The following is a 15,758-nucleotide window of genomic DNA, read 5'->3' on the forward strand; positions in this document are numbered from 1 at the left end:
TATGGCCGCGACGCGACGGCGACGTCCCTAGAACAAGGTTGGCGCATCCGCGATCGCCCACGACGATCGATGGTGAGGGCTGAGGCCGTGAGAGCGGATCGCGGCACGGTGGTCCGCGCTCGCATATCCCTTGTTCCGCGCCCACTGGTAGACCGGGCTCTCCTCGTGGAGACGCGCCATGAGCTCGTCCCGCGCGACCTTCGCGATGATCGACGCCGCGGACGCCGACGCGCAGTCTCGGTCCGCTTTGATCACGGGACGGACGGTGAGGGTCGCCGACCCCGCCGCGGAAATGTAGTCGTAGTTGCCGTCGAGAAGCACGAGCGCTTCCTCGACAACGACCCCCGCCGCGCGCAGGTCCGCGATGGCACGCTGGGCCGCCAACCCCAGCGCGCGCATGATCCCCACCCGATCGATCTCCCCGGCATCGGCCCACCCGACGGACGAGGCTCGCACCCATTCCTTCGCACGCTCGGCGACCTCCGGCCGCCGAGCTTCCGCGACGAGCTTCGAATCACGCAGTCCCGGAGGGATCCGGCGCCGCGCGCCAGCGGCATCCATGACGGTCGCCCCCACCGCCACGGGTCCTGCCAGGGCTCCACGGCCGACCTCGTCGCACGCGATGATGAGCGGGTGCTCCTTGAGGAGGCGCCGCTCGAGACCAAGGCGAGGCGCGACGACGGTCATTGCGCCTCGGGCTCCGGAACGCCCGCGAACACGTCGTGGTGGAAGTCGATGAGACCGAACCGCGGCAGCGGCCACGTGATGAGGAACGCACGTCCGACGACGTTATCGAGCGGGACGAAGCCGCTTCCCGGTTGGTCCATGTTGTACCGCGAGTCTCGGGAGGAGTCGCGGTTGTCCCCCAGCACCCAGAGCGAGCCCTCGGGCACCGTCACGTCGTACGAGACCACGTTGGGGGCGCTCTGGCCCTCGGCGAGATTGAGGTACGAGGACTCGTCGATGGGGACACCATTGACGGTCACCTGTCCCATGGCGTTGCAGCAGACGACGTGATCACCCGGAACGCCGATGATCCGCTTGATCAGATGATCTTTGCTGTCCGGCGCGGAGATACCGACCACGGAGAGCAGCCAGTCGACAGCCTCGACCAGCACCGACCGAGCCGGAGTGGGCTCGCTGGGCAACCATCCGCCGGGATCGCGGAAGACGACGACGTCGCCTCGGGAGTATCCCCCGAAACGCGGGGTGAGTTCATCCACGAGAATGCGGTCCTGCACTTGCAGGGTCTGCTCCATCGAGCCCGACGGGATGTAGAACGACCGGACGAGGAACGTCTTGACGAGGAAGGACACCAAGACCGCGATGACGATGATGACGAGGATGTCGCGCATCAGCGGCCACCAGCCTCGGCGAGACCGCCGTCGTGAGCGCAACGATGCTTCGGCCGCCCCTGCGGCGGTCTCTTCGGACGTCATGCGAATCCTTCGTCTCGGCGGCAGGGGCTGATCCCGCCATGCTCACTGCACCCCTCAAGGTTCGCACACCCCGGCCTCGTCTCCGCGTCGCGGCGCACGCTCAAGGCACCGGATCCGCCAAGATGCACCCCCCGGGAAACACGAATGCCCCGGGAAGAGACCCGGGGCATTCGCGGACGAGCGCGTCAGTTGTCGCGCTTCTCCTTGATCTTGGCCTTCTTGCCGCGCAGCTCACGCAGGTAGTAGAGCTTGGCGCGACGGACGTCACCGCGGGTGACGACCTCGATGTGATCGATGGACGGGCTGTGGACGGGGAAGGTCCGCTCCACACCCACCTGGAAGCTGATCTTGCGGACGGTGAACGTCTCACGAACGCCATCGCCCGAACGGCCGATGACGACGCCCTGGAACACCTGGATACGAGAGCGGTTGCCCTCGGTGATGTTCACGTGCACCTTGACGGTGTCGCCGGGCGAGAAGGTCGGGATGTCGGAGCGGAGCGAAGCCGCATCGACGGAGTCGAGGATCTGCATGATCGTCACTTCCTGCGACCGCCACAGGTCGATCGCGAGAGTCAAAGGTGAATGAGGTGTACCCGGGACGCCGATTGGTTCAGCGCCGTGCTCCCCTGAGGCAGAGACCGGTCAGGGCACAAGTGTCTATTCTGCCACGGACGGACACGGTCGCCAAACCGCGTCCCCGTGGACCCGGCCAGGCACGTCAGGGCGTCGGCGGGCGGTTCTCACGAACGATGAGCACGTCGGGATCGACTCGCCCGGACGCGGGCTCGGGTGCCGGAGGAATGTAGCCGACGCCGTCACTCGTGCGTAGCAGGAAGGACGATGGCCGCGCCTCTCGCCACAGCTGAGACAGCGAGGTGCAGAACGCGGCAACGCCCACGGCGACCGTCACCGCGAGGGTCGGCCACCACCATCGCCCGTCGAAGACCCCCAGAGCGATGATGAGCACGTGCCAGGCGCCGATGACGCCGAGATCGGTCCAGGACACGGCCCGATCGGTGCGCACCGTCCCGCGGGCGCGGATGAGAAGGGTCAGCACGATCTGGCCAATGAAGACAATGGGAGCCGACACGAGCACCCACAGGAGCGCCCACGGGTTCGCGCCGAAGACGATCCACCCGACCACGAGCCACAGCGGCAGGACGACCGCCGCGGGAATCAGCCATCGGAAGAACGCCTGTCGTACCCACATGACTCCGATGCTACGCCTGTCCGTCAGAATGGAACCTGAGGAAAGGATCCACATGATCGAGTTGCGCACGCCCGCAGAGATCGACCAGATGCGACCCGCGGGGCGCTTCGTCGCCGAGGTTCTCGCCACGCTCCGGGACGAGACCACCGTGGGGACGAACCTCCTGGCGATCGACCGGCGTGCCCACGATCTCATCCGTCGAGCGGGCGCGGAGTCGTGCTACATCGACTATCACCCCTCGTTCGGCGCGAGTCCTTTCGGCAAGGTGATCTGCACCTCGGTCAACGACGCCGTCCTGCACGGCTTGCCCCACGACTACGATCTGCGCGGCGGGGATCTCGTGAGCCTCGACTTCGCCGTCTCCGTCGACGGTTGGGTCGCCGATTCGGCCGTGTCCTTCGTCGTAGGTACCGCGCGCGACGAAGATCTCGCCCTCATCGACACGACCGAGCGGGCGCTGGAAGCCGCCATCGCGCATGCTCGCGTCGGCAACCGTATCGGCGACATCTCTGCCGCCATCTCTCACGTGGCCACGACCGACGGCTACCGCATCAACACCGACTTCGGTGGCCACGGAGTCGGGCGCACGATGCACGGTGACCCGCACGTACCCAACGATGGCAAGGCCGGTCGCGGATACCCACTGCGACCGGGTCTCGTCCTCGCCCTGGAACCGTGGTTCCTGCAGACCACGGATGGCCTGGTCACCGACCCCGACGGCTGGACGCTGCGCAGTGTCGACGGTTCTCGCGGCGCACATTCGGAGCACACGGTGGCCATCACCGAGGAAGGACCGATCGTCCTCACCGATCGTTCCTTCCTCGGTGTCGACTGAGGCCTCGACGTGCCCCTGGACCCCTACTTCGCGGAGCGGCTCCGGGTACACCGTCGCTACCTTCTGCGCCCGGCTGGGAAGACCCTGCGCACCGCCCTCAGCACCCTGCGCATGCGACTTCTCGGCCTGCTGCGGTGGTGGCCATCGCCGCCGCGGCGCGACGACTTCCGGTCCCCCGCGACACCCAACACCGACCCCGCTCCGGCCGGGCCGCCGCCTCGTCGAACCGGAGGGTCCGCGCAATCGATGACCCCTCGCGAGCGTCATCGCGCTGCCGCCCTGGCCTGGGATCGCGCCGAGCTGGCGCGCGCGGGAACGCCCGGTCCTGTCCTCCCGACCGAAGAGCACACGATCGTCGTTCCCGGATATCCCGCCGTCCGCGTCCGGATCTATCGCCCCGCCGACGACGACCGTCGCCGGCCCGCGGTCCTCTCCTTCTACGGCGGCGCCTTCCGAATCGGCGGAATCGACTACCCGACCACCGACGCGGCCCTTCGACGTCGTGCCGCCGGCGCCGACGTGGTGATGGTCGCCGTCGATTACGCCTTGGCACCGGAGCACCGCTTCCCCACGCAAGTAGAGCAGGGACACGCCGCGCTCGAATGGCTCCTGGCTCACGCGACGGAGCTGCGCGTAGATCGGGATCGCGTCGGCCTCCACGGCACGTCGGCGGGGGGCGCACTCGCCGCCGCCGTGGCCCTCATGAACCGCGACCGCGCACAGCACCCTCTCCGATGCCAGGTGCTGGAGGTGCCGGTCACCGACCTCACGGGTCGGCACATCGATCTCCGCCCCACGTGGGCGATGGGTATCCCCGCCCTGTTCGTCCTCCGCGAGCTGCGCTCGATCGCGCGGACATATCTCGGACCCCGGGGCGACGCGCGCCACCCGTACGCATCTCCGCTCCGGGCGACGGACCATTCCGGTCTTCCACCCGCTCTGATCCTCACCGCGGAGTACGACAACCTCCGCGGCGACGGCGCCGCCTACGGCGCGGCGCTGCGTCGCAGCGGCGTCGACGCGACGGTCGTGCGCTATCTCGGCGTCGGGCACGACGTACCGACCTACACGGGCGCGCTCGACGCGTCCCGTCGGTGGGACGATCAGGTCATCGCGGCGCTACGGGCGCTACACGACGGATGACTCGTCGTCGCCCAGAAGATCGGGGCGGCGGCTGCGAGTACGGTCGAGTTGCTGCTCGTGCCGCCACTGCGCGACGTGTCCGTGATGGCCGCTGAGGAGGACGGGAGGAACCTCGCGCCCCCGCCACACCGCCGGCTTCGTGTAGGAGGGATACTCGAGCAGCCCCGACTCGTGCGACTCCTCCACCAGGCTCTCGGGATTGCCGACGACGCCGGGGATCAGGCGGCCGATCGCCTCGATCATCGCCATCGCGGCGACCTCGCCACCGTTGAGCACATAGTCGCCGAGGCTGAGGAGTCGAACCTCGCCGAGCGTCTCCGCGTAGTCGAAGACCCGCTCGTCGATCCCTTCGTACCGTCCACACCCGAAGACCAGGCGGCGGTGCCCGGCGAGCTCGCGGGCCGTCGCCTGGGTGAAGCGCTCGCCCGCAGGCGAGGGAAAGATGAACGTCGGCCGCGTCTCCTCGTTCGCCTCATCGTCGGCCACGAGAGCATCGAGCGCCTGACCCCAGGGCTCGGGCTTCATGACCATCCCCGCGCCGCCGCCGTACGGCGTGTCGTCGATGGTGCGGTGGCGGTCCGTCGTGAAGTCACGAAGATCGTGCACGCGCACGTCGAGGATGCCACTGGCGCGGGCCTTGCCCAGGAGCGAGACCTCGAGCACGTCGAAGAACGACGGGAAGATCGTGACGACGTCGACGCGCACGTCAGGACTCGGAAGACGACTCGCCGGGTGCACCATCGGTCTCGCCGACCGGCTCCTCGTCATCGGGGAGGTCCTCGAACAGCCCCGGAGGAGGAGTGACCACCACGCGTCCGGCGGCGACATCGACCTCGGGGACGATCGCGGCGACGAACGGGACCAGGATCTCGCGATCACTCCCATCGGCCGGTGCCACGATGAGGAGGTCTTGCGCCGGCAGGTGATCGACGCGGCGGACCTGACCGACCGTCGCCCCGTCGCGAACGACCGAGAGGCCGACCAGCTGGTGGTCGTACCAGGCATCGTCCTCGGTGAGGTCGTCGCCGTCCTGGTCGATCCAGAGGATGGCGCGCACGAGCGACTCAGCGGCCGTACGGTCGTCGATACCTTCCAGGAACACCACGGGGTGCGAGTTCATCCAGCGGAACTCCCGAACCGTGGCCGTCTTCCCGTGCCACGGCGAGGACTCGGGAACCTGCAAGGTGAACTGAGCACCCGGGACGAAACGCCCATCGGGGTCGTCCGTGTAGAGCTCGAGCTTGAAGGCGCCCTTGAGTCCGTGCGCCTTGACGAGACGGCCGACGCGCAACTGGGTGCGTGCGGCTTCTGCACCGGCCACGTCAGTCGTCCGCGACGTCGACACGCACGCGCGACCCGTCGGCCAGAGCGGCCATGAGGGTGCGCAGCGCCTTGGCCGTGCGGCCGCCGCGCCCGATCACACGACCGCGGTCGTCGGGGTGCACGCGCACCTCCAGCACGTCTCCGCGAGGTGACGTGGACGAGCGGACGGTGACGTCGTCGGGGTGATCGACGATCCCCTTGACGACGTGTTCGAGCGCGGCAGCGAGCACGGTCTTACTCGGCCTCGGTGGTCTCGGCCTCGGCAGCGTCGGCGTCGGGAGCCGCCGGCTCCTCCGCCTTCTTCTCCGCCTTGGGCTTGATGACCGACTTCTTGGACGCGTCGACGCTGAACTCCGCCTTCGGCTCGGCGGTCTTGACCGTCGAGACCGCGTTGGCGTCGCCCTTGAACTTGCCCCAGTCTCCGGTCAGCTTCAACAGCGCGGCGACCTGCTCAGTGGGCTGAGCGCCCACCGAGAGCCAGTACTGCGCGCGCTCGGAGTCGACCTCGATGAACGAGGGCTCCTCGGTGGGGTGGTACTTGCCGATCTCTTCGATCACACGGCCATCGCGCTTGGTGCGCGAGTCGGCGACGACGATGCGGTAGTAGGGGGCCCGGATCTTACCGAGCCGCTTGAGACGGATCTTGACAGCCACGATTCTCCTGAATGGTGTGGGAGTGATGATGAACGTCGCCTGGAGAGTGGGGTGCACACCCGGCGGAAGCTCTGAGGTCGGACGAGACGCTGGATAGAGGGTCGAGCGCCGGTCCAACCGTCTATTTTGCCAGATCATGACGCATGCTGCGAATCCCTCCGCCTGGGCGTGTCAGACTGTGCGCATGACGGTGCCGTTCGCGACATCCGCCCGCTCCTCCGTGGGGCTGGAGTGGGAGCTCATGCTGGCCGACAACGAGTCGGGTGACCTCGTCCCCCGCGCGCCGGAGCTCGTGCCGGACCTGGAAGAGCGCACCGCGCTGGAGCGATACACCGTCACCGGCGAGCTGCTCACCAACACCGTGGAAGTCACCAGCGGGGTCGGGGACACCGTGGCCGCAGCCGTCGATGACATCGCGGACGCGATCGCCGAGATCCGTACGCTCACCGCGCCGCGTGGCATCGAGCTCCTCTGCGCCGGCAGCCATCCGTTCGCGCAGTGGTACGACCAGAGCGTCACCGACAAGACGCGTTATCACCGCCTCATCGAGCGCACCCAATGGTGGGGGCGAAACATGATGATCTGGGGCATCCACATCCACGTGGGGGTCGACGACGTCACCAAGGTCTTCCCGATCATCAATGCCCTGGCGGTCTATCTTCCGCACCTGCAGGCGCTCTCCGCGTCCAGCCCGTTCTGGGCCGGCGACCGCACCGGCTACGCGTCCAACCGCGCCCTGGTCTTCCAGCAACTGCCGACGGCGGGACTCCCCTGGCCGCTGGAGACGTGGTCGGAATTCGAGAACTACCTCGACGACATGGTGCGCACCGGCGTCATGGCGGACGCGACCGAGGTGCGGTGGGACATCCGTCCCGCACCGCGGTGGGGCACGATCGAGGTCCGCGCGTGCGACGGCATGTCGACCCTTCCGGAACTGGCAGCGGTCGCCGCCCTCGTGCAGGTGCTCGTCGAGCACCTGTCGCGCGAGATCGACGAGGGCCGCGAGCTCCCGACCATCCCGCCGTGGTTCGTGCGGGAGAACAAGTGGCGGGCCGCGCGCTACGGCCTCGACGCCCGGGTGATCGTGGATCGCGAGGGGACGCAGCGCCCGGTGGTCGACCACGTGCGCGAGACGATCGAGCGACTCGGCTCCGTCGCCGAGGAGCTGCACTGCGCACGTGAGCTGGCGGGGATCGAGACGATCCTGTCGCAGGGCGCCAGCTACGCGCGACAGTTGCTCGTCGCAGATGCCGCCGACGGCGACCTCCGGGAAGTCGTGCAGCACCTCATCCGCGAGTTCCGCGCCGGCCCCACACTGCGGGATCACCTCTCCTCTCCCGCCGTCTGACGCCCGGACCTCCCTCCCTCATCGCGACGGCTGATCGGCGGTCGCCTCCGCGTCGAGGTGGAAGGTGGAGAGGCCGTGCTCCGTCTTCTGCCAGTAGTGCGGCTTGGTGATGAGCTGCCAGAGTGCCTTGTACGACGCCGCGGAGTGCAGGATCCAGTAGACCGGGTTCAACATCGCCCAGCCGACCAGCCAGAAGGTGCCGCGCTTGTACGGCCCCATCATGTTCAGATAGACCATCAGGCCGTTGCCCACGAGGAAGTTCAGGAGGCAGAGCCACAGGACCAGCGGGGGGAAGGCCGCCGATACGTCCAGCCATGGGACGGCGAAAGCCGCCACGAGGAGCGCCATGAAGGGGATCACTCCGAGGAACGTCAACGGAGTGCCCGCGATCAGAAGAGTGAAGGACAGGAAACGCCGCAGGCCGATCTGCGCGATCAGTCTGCCCGGGCGCCGGGCGTGCACCAGCGCCGTCTGCATGTAGCCCTTGATCCACCGGCTGCGCTGACCGACGAAGACGCCCATCCGGCTGGTCGCTTCCTCCATGGTCGTGGAGTCCACGACGCCGACCCGGTACCCGAGCGCACTCGCGCGGATGCCGAGGTCGGCATCCTCCGTCACGTTGTACGGGTCCCAGCCGCCGAGCTCCCGCAGGGCCGCGGTACGGAAGTGATTCGACGTCCCGCCGAGTGGAATCGGGAGATCCCGCACGTCGAGGCCCGCGAGCATGTAGTCGAACCAGTAGCTGTACTCCAGCGCGAACATCCGCGTCAGGATGTTCTCACGGGCATTGAAGTAGTTCAGGGCGGCCTGCACAACGACCGTCGACTCGTCCGCGCGCGAGAAGGCGACCACGGTCTTCTTCAGCTGATCGGGTTCGGGCGCATCCTCGGCGTCGTAGATCACCAGGAACTCGCCACGCGCGACCTCCAGACCCACGTTGCACGCGCGCGGCTTGGTCTGCGGTGTACCCCGCGGAACCGTCACGACGACGAAGTTGGACGGCGGCTCTGAGACGGCGATGGCGTCGCGCGTCTCGTCGTCCTCCTCCTCGACGAGAATGATCACTTCCAGCTTGTCGACGGGATAGTCGAGTCGGCCGAGGTTCTCCACCAACCGCCCGACGATCTTCGCCTCGCGGAACACGGGCACGAGCACGGTGTACACCGGGAGGTCCTCATCGCTCAACGCGGCGATCGCGGATGGCTCCACGCGCTGAACGAGGTCGTATCGGGACCCATGAAGCGCGACCGAGAACTTGAAGAGCGTGCTGCAGAGGAAGACGAGGCTCGCCACCGCGATCACGGTGACGATCGTCGGGAGCGGCCAGAGGATCGCGCAGGCGACCACGACCAGGAGAATCGCCACGAGTCCGATCTGCTGTGAGCGGGAGAGGACGCGTCGCGCCGACAGCTCCGGATCTGCCTCCGCCAGGCCGTTGGCCGCATGATCGGCGAACTCCTCGCGGAACCGGGCGAGGACGCTGTCCACGACCTCGCGGTGGGAGACCGTCCGCACCTCGATCGCAGCCGCACCGAGGTCGCGCCGGATCTCGTTCCTGACCCCGCGCCCGAGCTCCCGCGAGGCGCCGACGACGATCGTCTCCCCCTCCCAGGCCAGCGGTATCCACCCTTCTTGCACATATCGGGTGCGCCACTGAGCGTTCCAGAGCGCGGGCTTCGGCGCGGCGTTCACGCGGTCTCTCCCACCACGACGCCGAGCCAGTCGCGAAGTGTCGCCCATTGAGAGGACGTCACCCAGCCGATGAGCCACAGCACGACGGCGACGCTCGCCGTCAGGAGCCGATGAGCGATGGTCGTCGCCGCGGGGACGATGGCCACAGCGAGCAGGAGCATGAGCGTGTAGGTGGTGCCGGCGTTACCGGGGGGCGTCAGGCCCAGGAAGTAGGCGATCAGCGTGCTCACGGCGAGGAACACGGCGATCAGCGCGGTGCCCGGAAACCGCAGGGCGAACGAGGTGAGGATCATGACCACGACGGGCGCGAGAAACAACAGGCCCCCAGGCGAGGTCACCGAGCCGAGGAAGCCCTCCACCCGCTCCGGGTGCCACACGAGATCGCCGCGCACCATGGCCAGCGGTCCCGCCCCGAAGGCGATCCCGAGAAGGGCCAGGGACGCGAACAGCGCCAGAGTCGGGAAGGCGACGACGAAGGCGTTGGCGAGCCTCGCACCGCGGCGGGACTGGATGATCAGCGTGCCGGCAACGGCCGCGACGAGGGCGGAGAAGGTCACCGTGGAGTCCGAGCACGCGGCGCAAGCGAAGAGCAATCCCGCCCGGAACCCGGCCTGCGTGTTGGCCCACGTGACGAATCGCACGAGGTCGACCATGCCCAGCCCGAAGAAGAGCAACCCGACGACCGATTCGAAGTTCGTCGTGGCGATATAGGCGAAGATGGGCGTCGTCGCCAGGGCCAGGGTGAAGACGATCCTCATGCCGAACGGAAATCCCTTGCGCTGCAGGGATTGGACGATCAGCTGCAGCATGAGGCTGGCAGCCGCGCTGCCCGCGATCGCGAGCCCGTATGCACCGCCGGGAATGAGCAGAGCGAGCAGGCTCGTGAGCGGCGGGTACAGAGCCCCGACGATCCCCACCCCCTCGTCGAACGCTCCTCGCGTCAGCACGGGTACACGCTCGGCGAGGGCACCGTTCGCCGTCGCCGACCAGTCACCGCCGCTTCCGAGGTGGTAGAGGGTCGCTATCGCCGCGAAGACCGCCGCGATGAGCAGCCGCAGACCCCACCGCGCCCATGGGGAGGCCGGGTACTTCGCCAGCCGGCCCGACTCACTTTCGACGAAGAGCGGCGTGTCCCGCTCGAACACGGACGTCGCCGAGACTGTCCTTGCCACTTGCCACCCGCCAGCTTCTCCCCCGCACGGCCCCCAGCGGTCGACGCCGCCATCGGCGTCGCACATCATTGCGGGTCAGCATAGCGTCGGGTCAGCCGATGATGTCGAACTCGGCCGCGCGCCTCATCCCTTGCCGAAGAGCTTCTGGATCTCTGCCAGATCCGGCTCGCCGGGCGTCGGGCGTCCCAGACCGAATCCGCTGCCGGCGGGCGTGGCACCCGTGGACGACGCGGCGAGGCCGGCGTTCTCGGCCGCCCTCTTCGCCGGGTTTCCCGAGCGGGAGCCGCCCGACTTCTTCTGCTTGTTCCCGCGCTTGCTCGACGCGCCCGGTTTGCCGCCCATCGGCCCCATGCCGGGAATGTTGGGCACTCCGCCGCGAGCGACCGTCTTCATCATCTTCGCGGCCTGGTCGAACCGTTGCACGAGCTGGTTGACGTCGGTCACGGTCATGCCGGATCCGCGCGCGATCCGCAGTCGGCGTGACCCGTTGAGCAGCTTGGGGTTGCGGCGCTCGACGGGGGTCATCGACCGGATGATGGCCTCGGTGCGGTCGATCTCGCGTTCGTCGAAGTTCTCGAGCTGCTGCTTCATGTTGCCGGCGCCCGGCAACATCCCCAGCATCTTCTTCATCGAGCCCATCTTCTTGAACTGCTGCATCTGCTCGAGGAAGTCCTCGAGGGTGAACTGCTCGGTCGCGAGCTTCTCGGCGACCTTCCGCGCCTCTTCCTCGTCGAACGCGGCCTGCGCCTGCTCGATGAGCGTGAGGATGTCACCGAGATCGAGGATGCGGCTGGCCATCCGATCGGGATGGAACGGCTCGAGATCCTCGAGGTTCTCGCCGGTCGACGCGAAGATGATGGGGCGTCCCGTGACGGAGGCGACCGAGAGCGCCGCCCCACCGCGAGCGTCACCGTCGAGCTTGGACAGCACGACGCCGGTGAAGTCGACGCCCTCCTGGAAGGCGCGGGCCGTGTTCACGGCGTCCTGACCGATCATCGCGTCGATCACGAAGAGGACCTCGTCGGGATCGACCGCTCGGCGGATGTCGGCCGCCTGCTTCATGAGCTCGGCATCGACACCCAGACGGCCCGCGGTGTCGACGATGACGACGTCGTGCTGATGCCGACGCGCATGCTCGACGCCGTCGCGCGCGACGCGGACCGGGTCTCCCACGCCGTTGCCGGGTTCCGGGGCGAAGATAGTGGCTCCCGCGCGTTCGGCGACGACCGTCAACTGGCCGACGGCGTCGGGGCGCTGAAGATCGGCCGCGACGAGCAGTGGCGTGTGGCCGTCCTTCTCGAGCATCCGCGCCAGCTTGCCGGCGAAGGTCGTCTTGCCCGATCCCTGGAGACCGGCGAGCATGATCACGGTCGGAGGGTTCTTCGCGAACTGCAGCCGACGCTGCTGACCTCCGAGGATCCCGATCAGCTCTTCATTGACGATCTGGACCACCTGCTGCGCGGGGTTCAGCGCCCGGTTGACCTCGTCTCCCAGGGCGCGCTCGCGGACGCGCGCGGTGAAGTCCTTGACCACCGTCAGCGCGACGTCCGCGTCCAGCAGCGCCCGCCGGATCTCCCGGACCGTGCCGTCCACGTCGGCGGGCGACAGCTTGCCCTTGGTGCGGAGGTTCCGGAAGGTCTCGGTGAGCCGGTCGGAGAGTGTGCCGAAAGTCGCCATGATGCACCGATTCTACGGGAGGGGGTGAGCGTCCAGACGCCCGCCCTCGCCCGTCATCGGGCCGAGCTCCTGGAAGAAGGTGACCTGAAGCCCCGCCGGCGCCCGCACGCGCGCATTGACGGATCGCCACGGCGTCTCCCTCGGCGTCGCCTCCAGCAGCGCCCCCGCCTGCGTCGCCGACAGCGTCGCCGCTGCGGCGTCGTCCACCTCGAGGCCGATCCGCACCGACTCGCTCGGGGCGTTCCCGTCCGTCTCGACGGCGTCGATCATGTCGATCTGCGCGGCGTTGGCCAGCTCCACCGTCGCCCGGCCGGCCTCGAGGATCGCGACGCGAGCATCACCGTCGCCGTGGAAAGCCGCCCGCTGCGGCATACCGAGCACATCACGGTAGAACCGGAGGGCACCGTCGAAGTCGTCGGCGCGGGTCACCACGCGGAGCTGGCGGACAGGGGCAGGCAACGTCGGCGCGGCGGCATCCAGCGCGGCCGAGAGGACGTCGTCGAGCCGAACGTGACCGGGCCCCCGTCGCGCCCACTCGGCCAGAGCGGCCGTGACGGCCCCCGCATGCGCGCTGCCGACGACGTCGGCGACGAGCGGCGAGCACCCGTCGCGCTGCACGCGGGCGGCGATCGCGGCACTGAGCCGGGCGCGACGCCACGCCATCTCGCGCGGGAGCTCGTCGGCCAGCCCCATCGCCTCGGCATGCGTCATGGCCAGGGCCAGGCTGTCCGGACGGAGGTCGGTCATCGCGGTGGTCACGGCCTCGCGGACCACGGCGCCGGCGACGAGAGACGCCTCCGCGGCATCGATGCGCTCGTCGAGTCCCGCCCACAGCACCGCCGACTTGGAAGAGAAGTAGTTGAAGAAGCTCGACCGCGCCACCCCCGCCCGGCGTGCGATGTCGTCGACAGTCGTCTGCGCATAGCCGCGTTCGAGGAACAACTCACAGGCGGCCTCGGCGATGGTCTCGGGAGTCGTGGACCTGGGTCTGCCGGCGCGCATGCCGCCAGCCTATCGATGGCGTATTGTTGGACGGCGTCCAGTTATCTGAGGAGGGCTCATGCTGGCTGTCGAGAACGTGGGGCTCGCGCCCGACCTGGTCCCCTACTCCGAGGCATGGGCGCTCCAGCGACGACGCCACTCCGAGATCGTGGCCGGAGAGCGGGAGGACACGCTGCTGTTGCTCGAGCACGAGGCCGTCTACACCGCGGGCGCGCGCACCGCGCGCCACGAGCGGCCCCAAGACGGCACTCCTGTCATCGACGTCGATCGCGGTGGCAAGATCACCTGGCACGGCCCCGGTCAGCTCGTCGGCTATCCCCTCGTCCGCCTCCCGGAGCCCGTGGACGTCGTCGCTCACGTGCGGCGACTGGAGTCCGTCCTGATCCAGGTGCTTCGGGAGTTCGGCGTCAATGGCCATCGCGTCGAGGGACGCAGCGGGGTCTGGGTGCGCCGCCCCCTGTCCGAGGACAAGGTCGCGGCCATCGGCGTGCGCGTGCAGCGCGGGGTCACCATGCACGGCTTCGCCCTCAACTGCGACAACTCGCTCCTCCCGTTCTCGCGCATCATCCCGTGCGGGATCACCGATGCCGGCGTGACGACGCTGAGCGAAGTCGCCGGGCGGGTGATCACCCCGGCCGAGGCCCTGCCCGTCGTGGAGGCCGCCTTCCGTGTCGCGTTCGCGACGGAGGTGGCCGCATGAGCTGTGGCGTCACCGTCGACCCCGGCGGCTCCCCCGCCGCTCCCGAAGGGCGCCGACTGCTCCGGCTGGAGGTGCGCAATGCGCAGACGCCGATCGAGCGAAAGCCGGAATGGATCAAGACGCGGGCGAAGATGGGCCCGGAGTACCAGCAGCTCCATGCTCTCGTGAAGGACGAGCAACTGCACACCGTGTGCCAGGAAGCAGGTTGCCCCAACATCTACGAGTGCTGGGAAGACCGGGAAGCGACATTCCTCATCGGCGGCTCGCAGTGCACGCGACGGTGCGACTTCTGCCAGATCGACACCGGCAAGCCCGCGGCCTACGACACCGACGAGCCTCGCCGCGTCGCCGAGAGCGTCGCTCGGATGCAGTTGCGGTACGCCACCGTGACCTGCGTCGCGCGCGATGATCTGCCCGATGGGGGTGCGTGGCTGAACGCCGAGACGGTACGGCGCATCCACGCGGCGAACCCCGGCACCGGCGTCGAGCTCCTGGCGACCGACTTCAACGGCCGCCCCGACCTCCTCGACGAGGTGTTCGCCTCCCGGCCCGAAGTGTTCGCGCACAACGTCGAGACCGTGCCGCGGATCTTCAAGCGCATCCGGCCCGCCTTCCGCTACGAGAGGTCACTGGACGTCCTCACCCAAGCCCGTGAAGCCGGGCTGATCACGAAGTCCAACCTCATCCTCGGGATGGGCGAGGAGAAGGCGGAAGTGATCTCGGCGCTGCAGGACCTGCACGATGCCGGGACGGACATCGTCACGATCACGCAATATCTGCGTCCGACGCCCCGCCACCTCCCGGTCGACCGATGGGTGCGCCCCGAAGAGTTCGTGGAGTTCAAGAACGAAGCGGAGCGCATCGGCTTCCTCGGCGTGCTCGCGGGTCCGCTCGTACGGTCTTCCTACCGCGCCGGGCGCCTCTGGGCACAGTCCATGGTCAGCAAGGGACGCGAGATCCCCGCGGGGCTGGCTCACCTCGCCGACGGGGCGGAGTTCGCCCAGGCCGTGTGATCCAGGCCGCTACGCGCCGAACGCTGCGACTCAATCGGCGCTGGTGACCGACTGGACGGAGCCGTCGCCGGCGAGATTGACCAAGAGCACCTCGTCGGTCGCGTCACGGTCGAGCGCATACTCGAGCACCGCGAAGGGATCCGTCCCGCCGTGCTCATCGGCGAGGATCGTCATGCTGACCAGCTGCAGCGACCGGATCACATCGATGTGCGTGTCGCCGGAGATGTCGGCGAGGAAGGCTTCGAGGTCCTCCCCCAGCTGCTCCTGCTGCTGAAGGATGTACTCCGTGACCTCGCTCGTGCGGTCGTCGAGCTCAGAGACCATCGCGTTCCGAGCCCGCAGATCGACGTCTTCAATCGCGGAGATCATGGCGGCAGCGACGTCGAGAGCCTCGACCGAGACATCGTCCTGGTCCGGCGCGGTCAGGTCGACCGTGACCGTCTGGTCCCCGAAGTCCACCACCTCGCTCCAGAAGATCGATCCGTCGGGGCCGGACTCCAGCAGCCCGAAGTAGTCGTGCTCGATCGCCATGGCTCTATGCAATCACC

The 15,758-nt window shown here is 68.4% G+C and carries 18 protein-coding genes; 5 read left to right on the forward strand and 13 right to left on the reverse strand.

Annotated elements, in window-relative coordinates; translation table 11 throughout:
• Positions 1–27: 27 nt before the first annotated feature.
• The 4 genes from AVP41_RS03000 to AVP41_RS03015 form a co-directional block, all read right to left on the reverse strand.
• The gene (locus tag AVP41_RS03000; protein ID WP_067160556.1) at positions 28–687 is read right to left on the reverse strand and encodes a ribonuclease HII; all 660 of its coding nucleotides are present in this window, start codon (positions 685–687) and stop codon (positions 28–30) included.
• Positions 684–1,439: a signal peptidase I gene (gene lepB, locus AVP41_RS03005; protein ID WP_067160559.1), complete on the reverse strand. Its 756-nt coding sequence runs from the start codon at positions 1,437–1,439 to the stop codon at positions 684–686. The genes AVP41_RS03000 and lepB overlap by 4 nt, the downstream gene beginning before the upstream one ends.
• Positions 1,440–1,624: 185 nt before the next feature.
• Positions 1,625–1,972 carry a 50S ribosomal protein L19 gene (rplS, locus tag AVP41_RS03010; protein WP_067162723.1) on the reverse strand — a complete coding sequence of 116 codons (348 nt, stop codon included), beginning with the start codon at positions 1,970–1,972 and terminating at the stop codon, positions 1,625–1,627.
• Between the two features lie 187 nt (positions 1,973–2,159).
• On the reverse strand, positions 2,160–2,651 hold the full coding sequence (locus AVP41_RS03015; RefSeq protein ID WP_067160563.1) for an MFS transporter permease: 492 nt from the start codon (positions 2,649–2,651) through the stop codon (positions 2,160–2,162).
• Positions 2,652–2,703: 52 nt separating this feature from the next.
• Between AVP41_RS03015 and map the strand changes: the two genes are divergently transcribed.
• Entirely contained in the window at positions 2,704–3,486 is a 783-nt protein-coding gene (gene map, locus AVP41_RS03020) for a type I methionyl aminopeptidase (RefSeq protein ID WP_067160566.1), read from the forward strand.
• Between the two features lie 9 nt (positions 3,487–3,495).
• Complete coding sequence (locus AVP41_RS03025) at positions 3,496–4,629, forward strand: alpha/beta hydrolase fold domain-containing protein (RefSeq protein ID WP_067160567.1); 1,134 nt, start codon at positions 3,496–3,498, stop codon at positions 4,627–4,629.
• On the opposite strand, the gene trmD is transcribed toward AVP41_RS03025, so the two are convergent.
• From trmD to rpsP, 4 genes are read right to left on the reverse strand one after another with little or no spacing between them, the layout of a single operon-like run.
• Complete coding sequence (trmD, locus tag AVP41_RS03030; protein ID WP_067160570.1) at positions 4,615–5,334, reverse strand: tRNA (guanosine(37)-N1)-methyltransferase TrmD; 720 nt, start codon at positions 5,332–5,334, stop codon at positions 4,615–4,617. The genes AVP41_RS03025 and trmD overlap by 15 nt on opposite strands.
• A gap of 1 nt (position 5,335) precedes the next feature.
• On the reverse strand, positions 5,336–5,950 hold the full coding sequence (rimM, locus tag AVP41_RS03035) for a ribosome maturation factor RimM (RefSeq protein WP_067160572.1): 615 nt from the start codon (positions 5,948–5,950) through the stop codon (positions 5,336–5,338).
• 1 nt (position 5,951) lies between these two features.
• On the reverse strand, positions 5,952–6,182 hold the full coding sequence (locus AVP41_RS03040; RefSeq protein WP_067160575.1) for an RNA-binding protein: 231 nt from the start codon (positions 6,180–6,182) through the stop codon (positions 5,952–5,954).
• Positions 6,183–6,186: 4 nt separating this feature from the next.
• Positions 6,187–6,606, reverse strand: a complete 420-nt coding sequence (gene rpsP, locus AVP41_RS03045) for a 30S ribosomal protein S16 (RefSeq protein ID WP_067160577.1) — start codon at positions 6,604–6,606, stop codon at positions 6,187–6,189.
• Positions 6,607–6,790: 184 nt separating this feature from the next.
• Here rpsP and AVP41_RS03050 point away from each other — a divergent pair, with 184 nt between their 5' ends.
• A complete protein-coding gene (locus AVP41_RS03050) occupies positions 6,791–7,954 on the forward strand; it encodes a glutamate--cysteine ligase (RefSeq protein ID WP_067160579.1) in 1,164 nt (387 codons plus the stop codon).
• A gap of 18 nt (positions 7,955–7,972) precedes the next feature.
• Here the strand turns inward: AVP41_RS03050 and AVP41_RS03055 are convergent, their stop codons facing one another.
• The 4 genes from AVP41_RS03055 to AVP41_RS03070 all read right to left on the reverse strand — a co-directional run bounded on the left by AVP41_RS03055 (position 7,973) and on the right by AVP41_RS03070 (position 13,497).
• Positions 7,973–9,646, reverse strand: a complete 1,674-nt coding sequence (locus AVP41_RS03055) for a glycosyltransferase (protein ID WP_231902645.1) — start codon at positions 9,644–9,646, stop codon at positions 7,973–7,975.
• A complete protein-coding gene (locus AVP41_RS03060; RefSeq protein WP_157532369.1) occupies positions 9,643–10,818 on the reverse strand; it encodes a hypothetical protein in 1,176 nt (391 codons plus the stop codon). Before AVP41_RS03060 ends, AVP41_RS03055 begins: the two co-directional genes overlap by 4 nt.
• 123 nt (positions 10,819–10,941) lie before the next feature.
• Positions 10,942–12,495, reverse strand: coding sequence for a signal recognition particle protein (ffh, locus tag AVP41_RS03065; RefSeq protein ID WP_067160586.1), 1,554 nt, complete (start codon positions 12,493–12,495; stop codon positions 10,942–10,944).
• Between the two features lie 12 nt (positions 12,496–12,507).
• Entirely contained in the window at positions 12,508–13,497 is a 990-nt protein-coding gene (locus AVP41_RS03070; RefSeq protein WP_067160588.1) for a TetR family transcriptional regulator, read from the reverse strand.
• A 58-nt stretch (positions 13,498–13,555) separates the two neighbouring features.
• Between AVP41_RS03070 and lipB the strand changes: the two genes are divergently transcribed.
• Together lipB and lipA are read left to right on the forward strand one after the other, a co-directional pair.
• A complete protein-coding gene (lipB, locus tag AVP41_RS03075) occupies positions 13,556–14,197 on the forward strand; it encodes a lipoyl(octanoyl) transferase LipB (RefSeq protein WP_067160592.1) in 642 nt (213 codons plus the stop codon).
• Positions 14,194–15,210 carry a lipoyl synthase gene (lipA, locus tag AVP41_RS03080; RefSeq protein WP_067160595.1) on the forward strand — a complete coding sequence of 339 codons (1,017 nt, stop codon included), beginning with the start codon at positions 14,194–14,196 and terminating at the stop codon, positions 15,208–15,210. Before lipB ends, lipA begins: the two co-directional genes overlap by 4 nt.
• Positions 15,211–15,240: 30 nt before the next feature.
• Here lipA and AVP41_RS03085 read toward each other — a convergent pair whose 3' ends face one another.
• Positions 15,241–15,741, reverse strand: coding sequence for a DUF2004 domain-containing protein (locus AVP41_RS03085; RefSeq protein ID WP_067160597.1), 501 nt, complete (start codon positions 15,739–15,741; stop codon positions 15,241–15,243).
• Between the last annotated feature and the right edge of the window lie 17 nt (positions 15,742–15,758).

The sequence above is a fragment of the Microbacterium sp. TNHR37B genome, assembly GCF_001620065.1.
GTDB lineage: Bacteria > Actinomycetota > Actinomycetes > Actinomycetales > Microbacteriaceae > Microbacterium.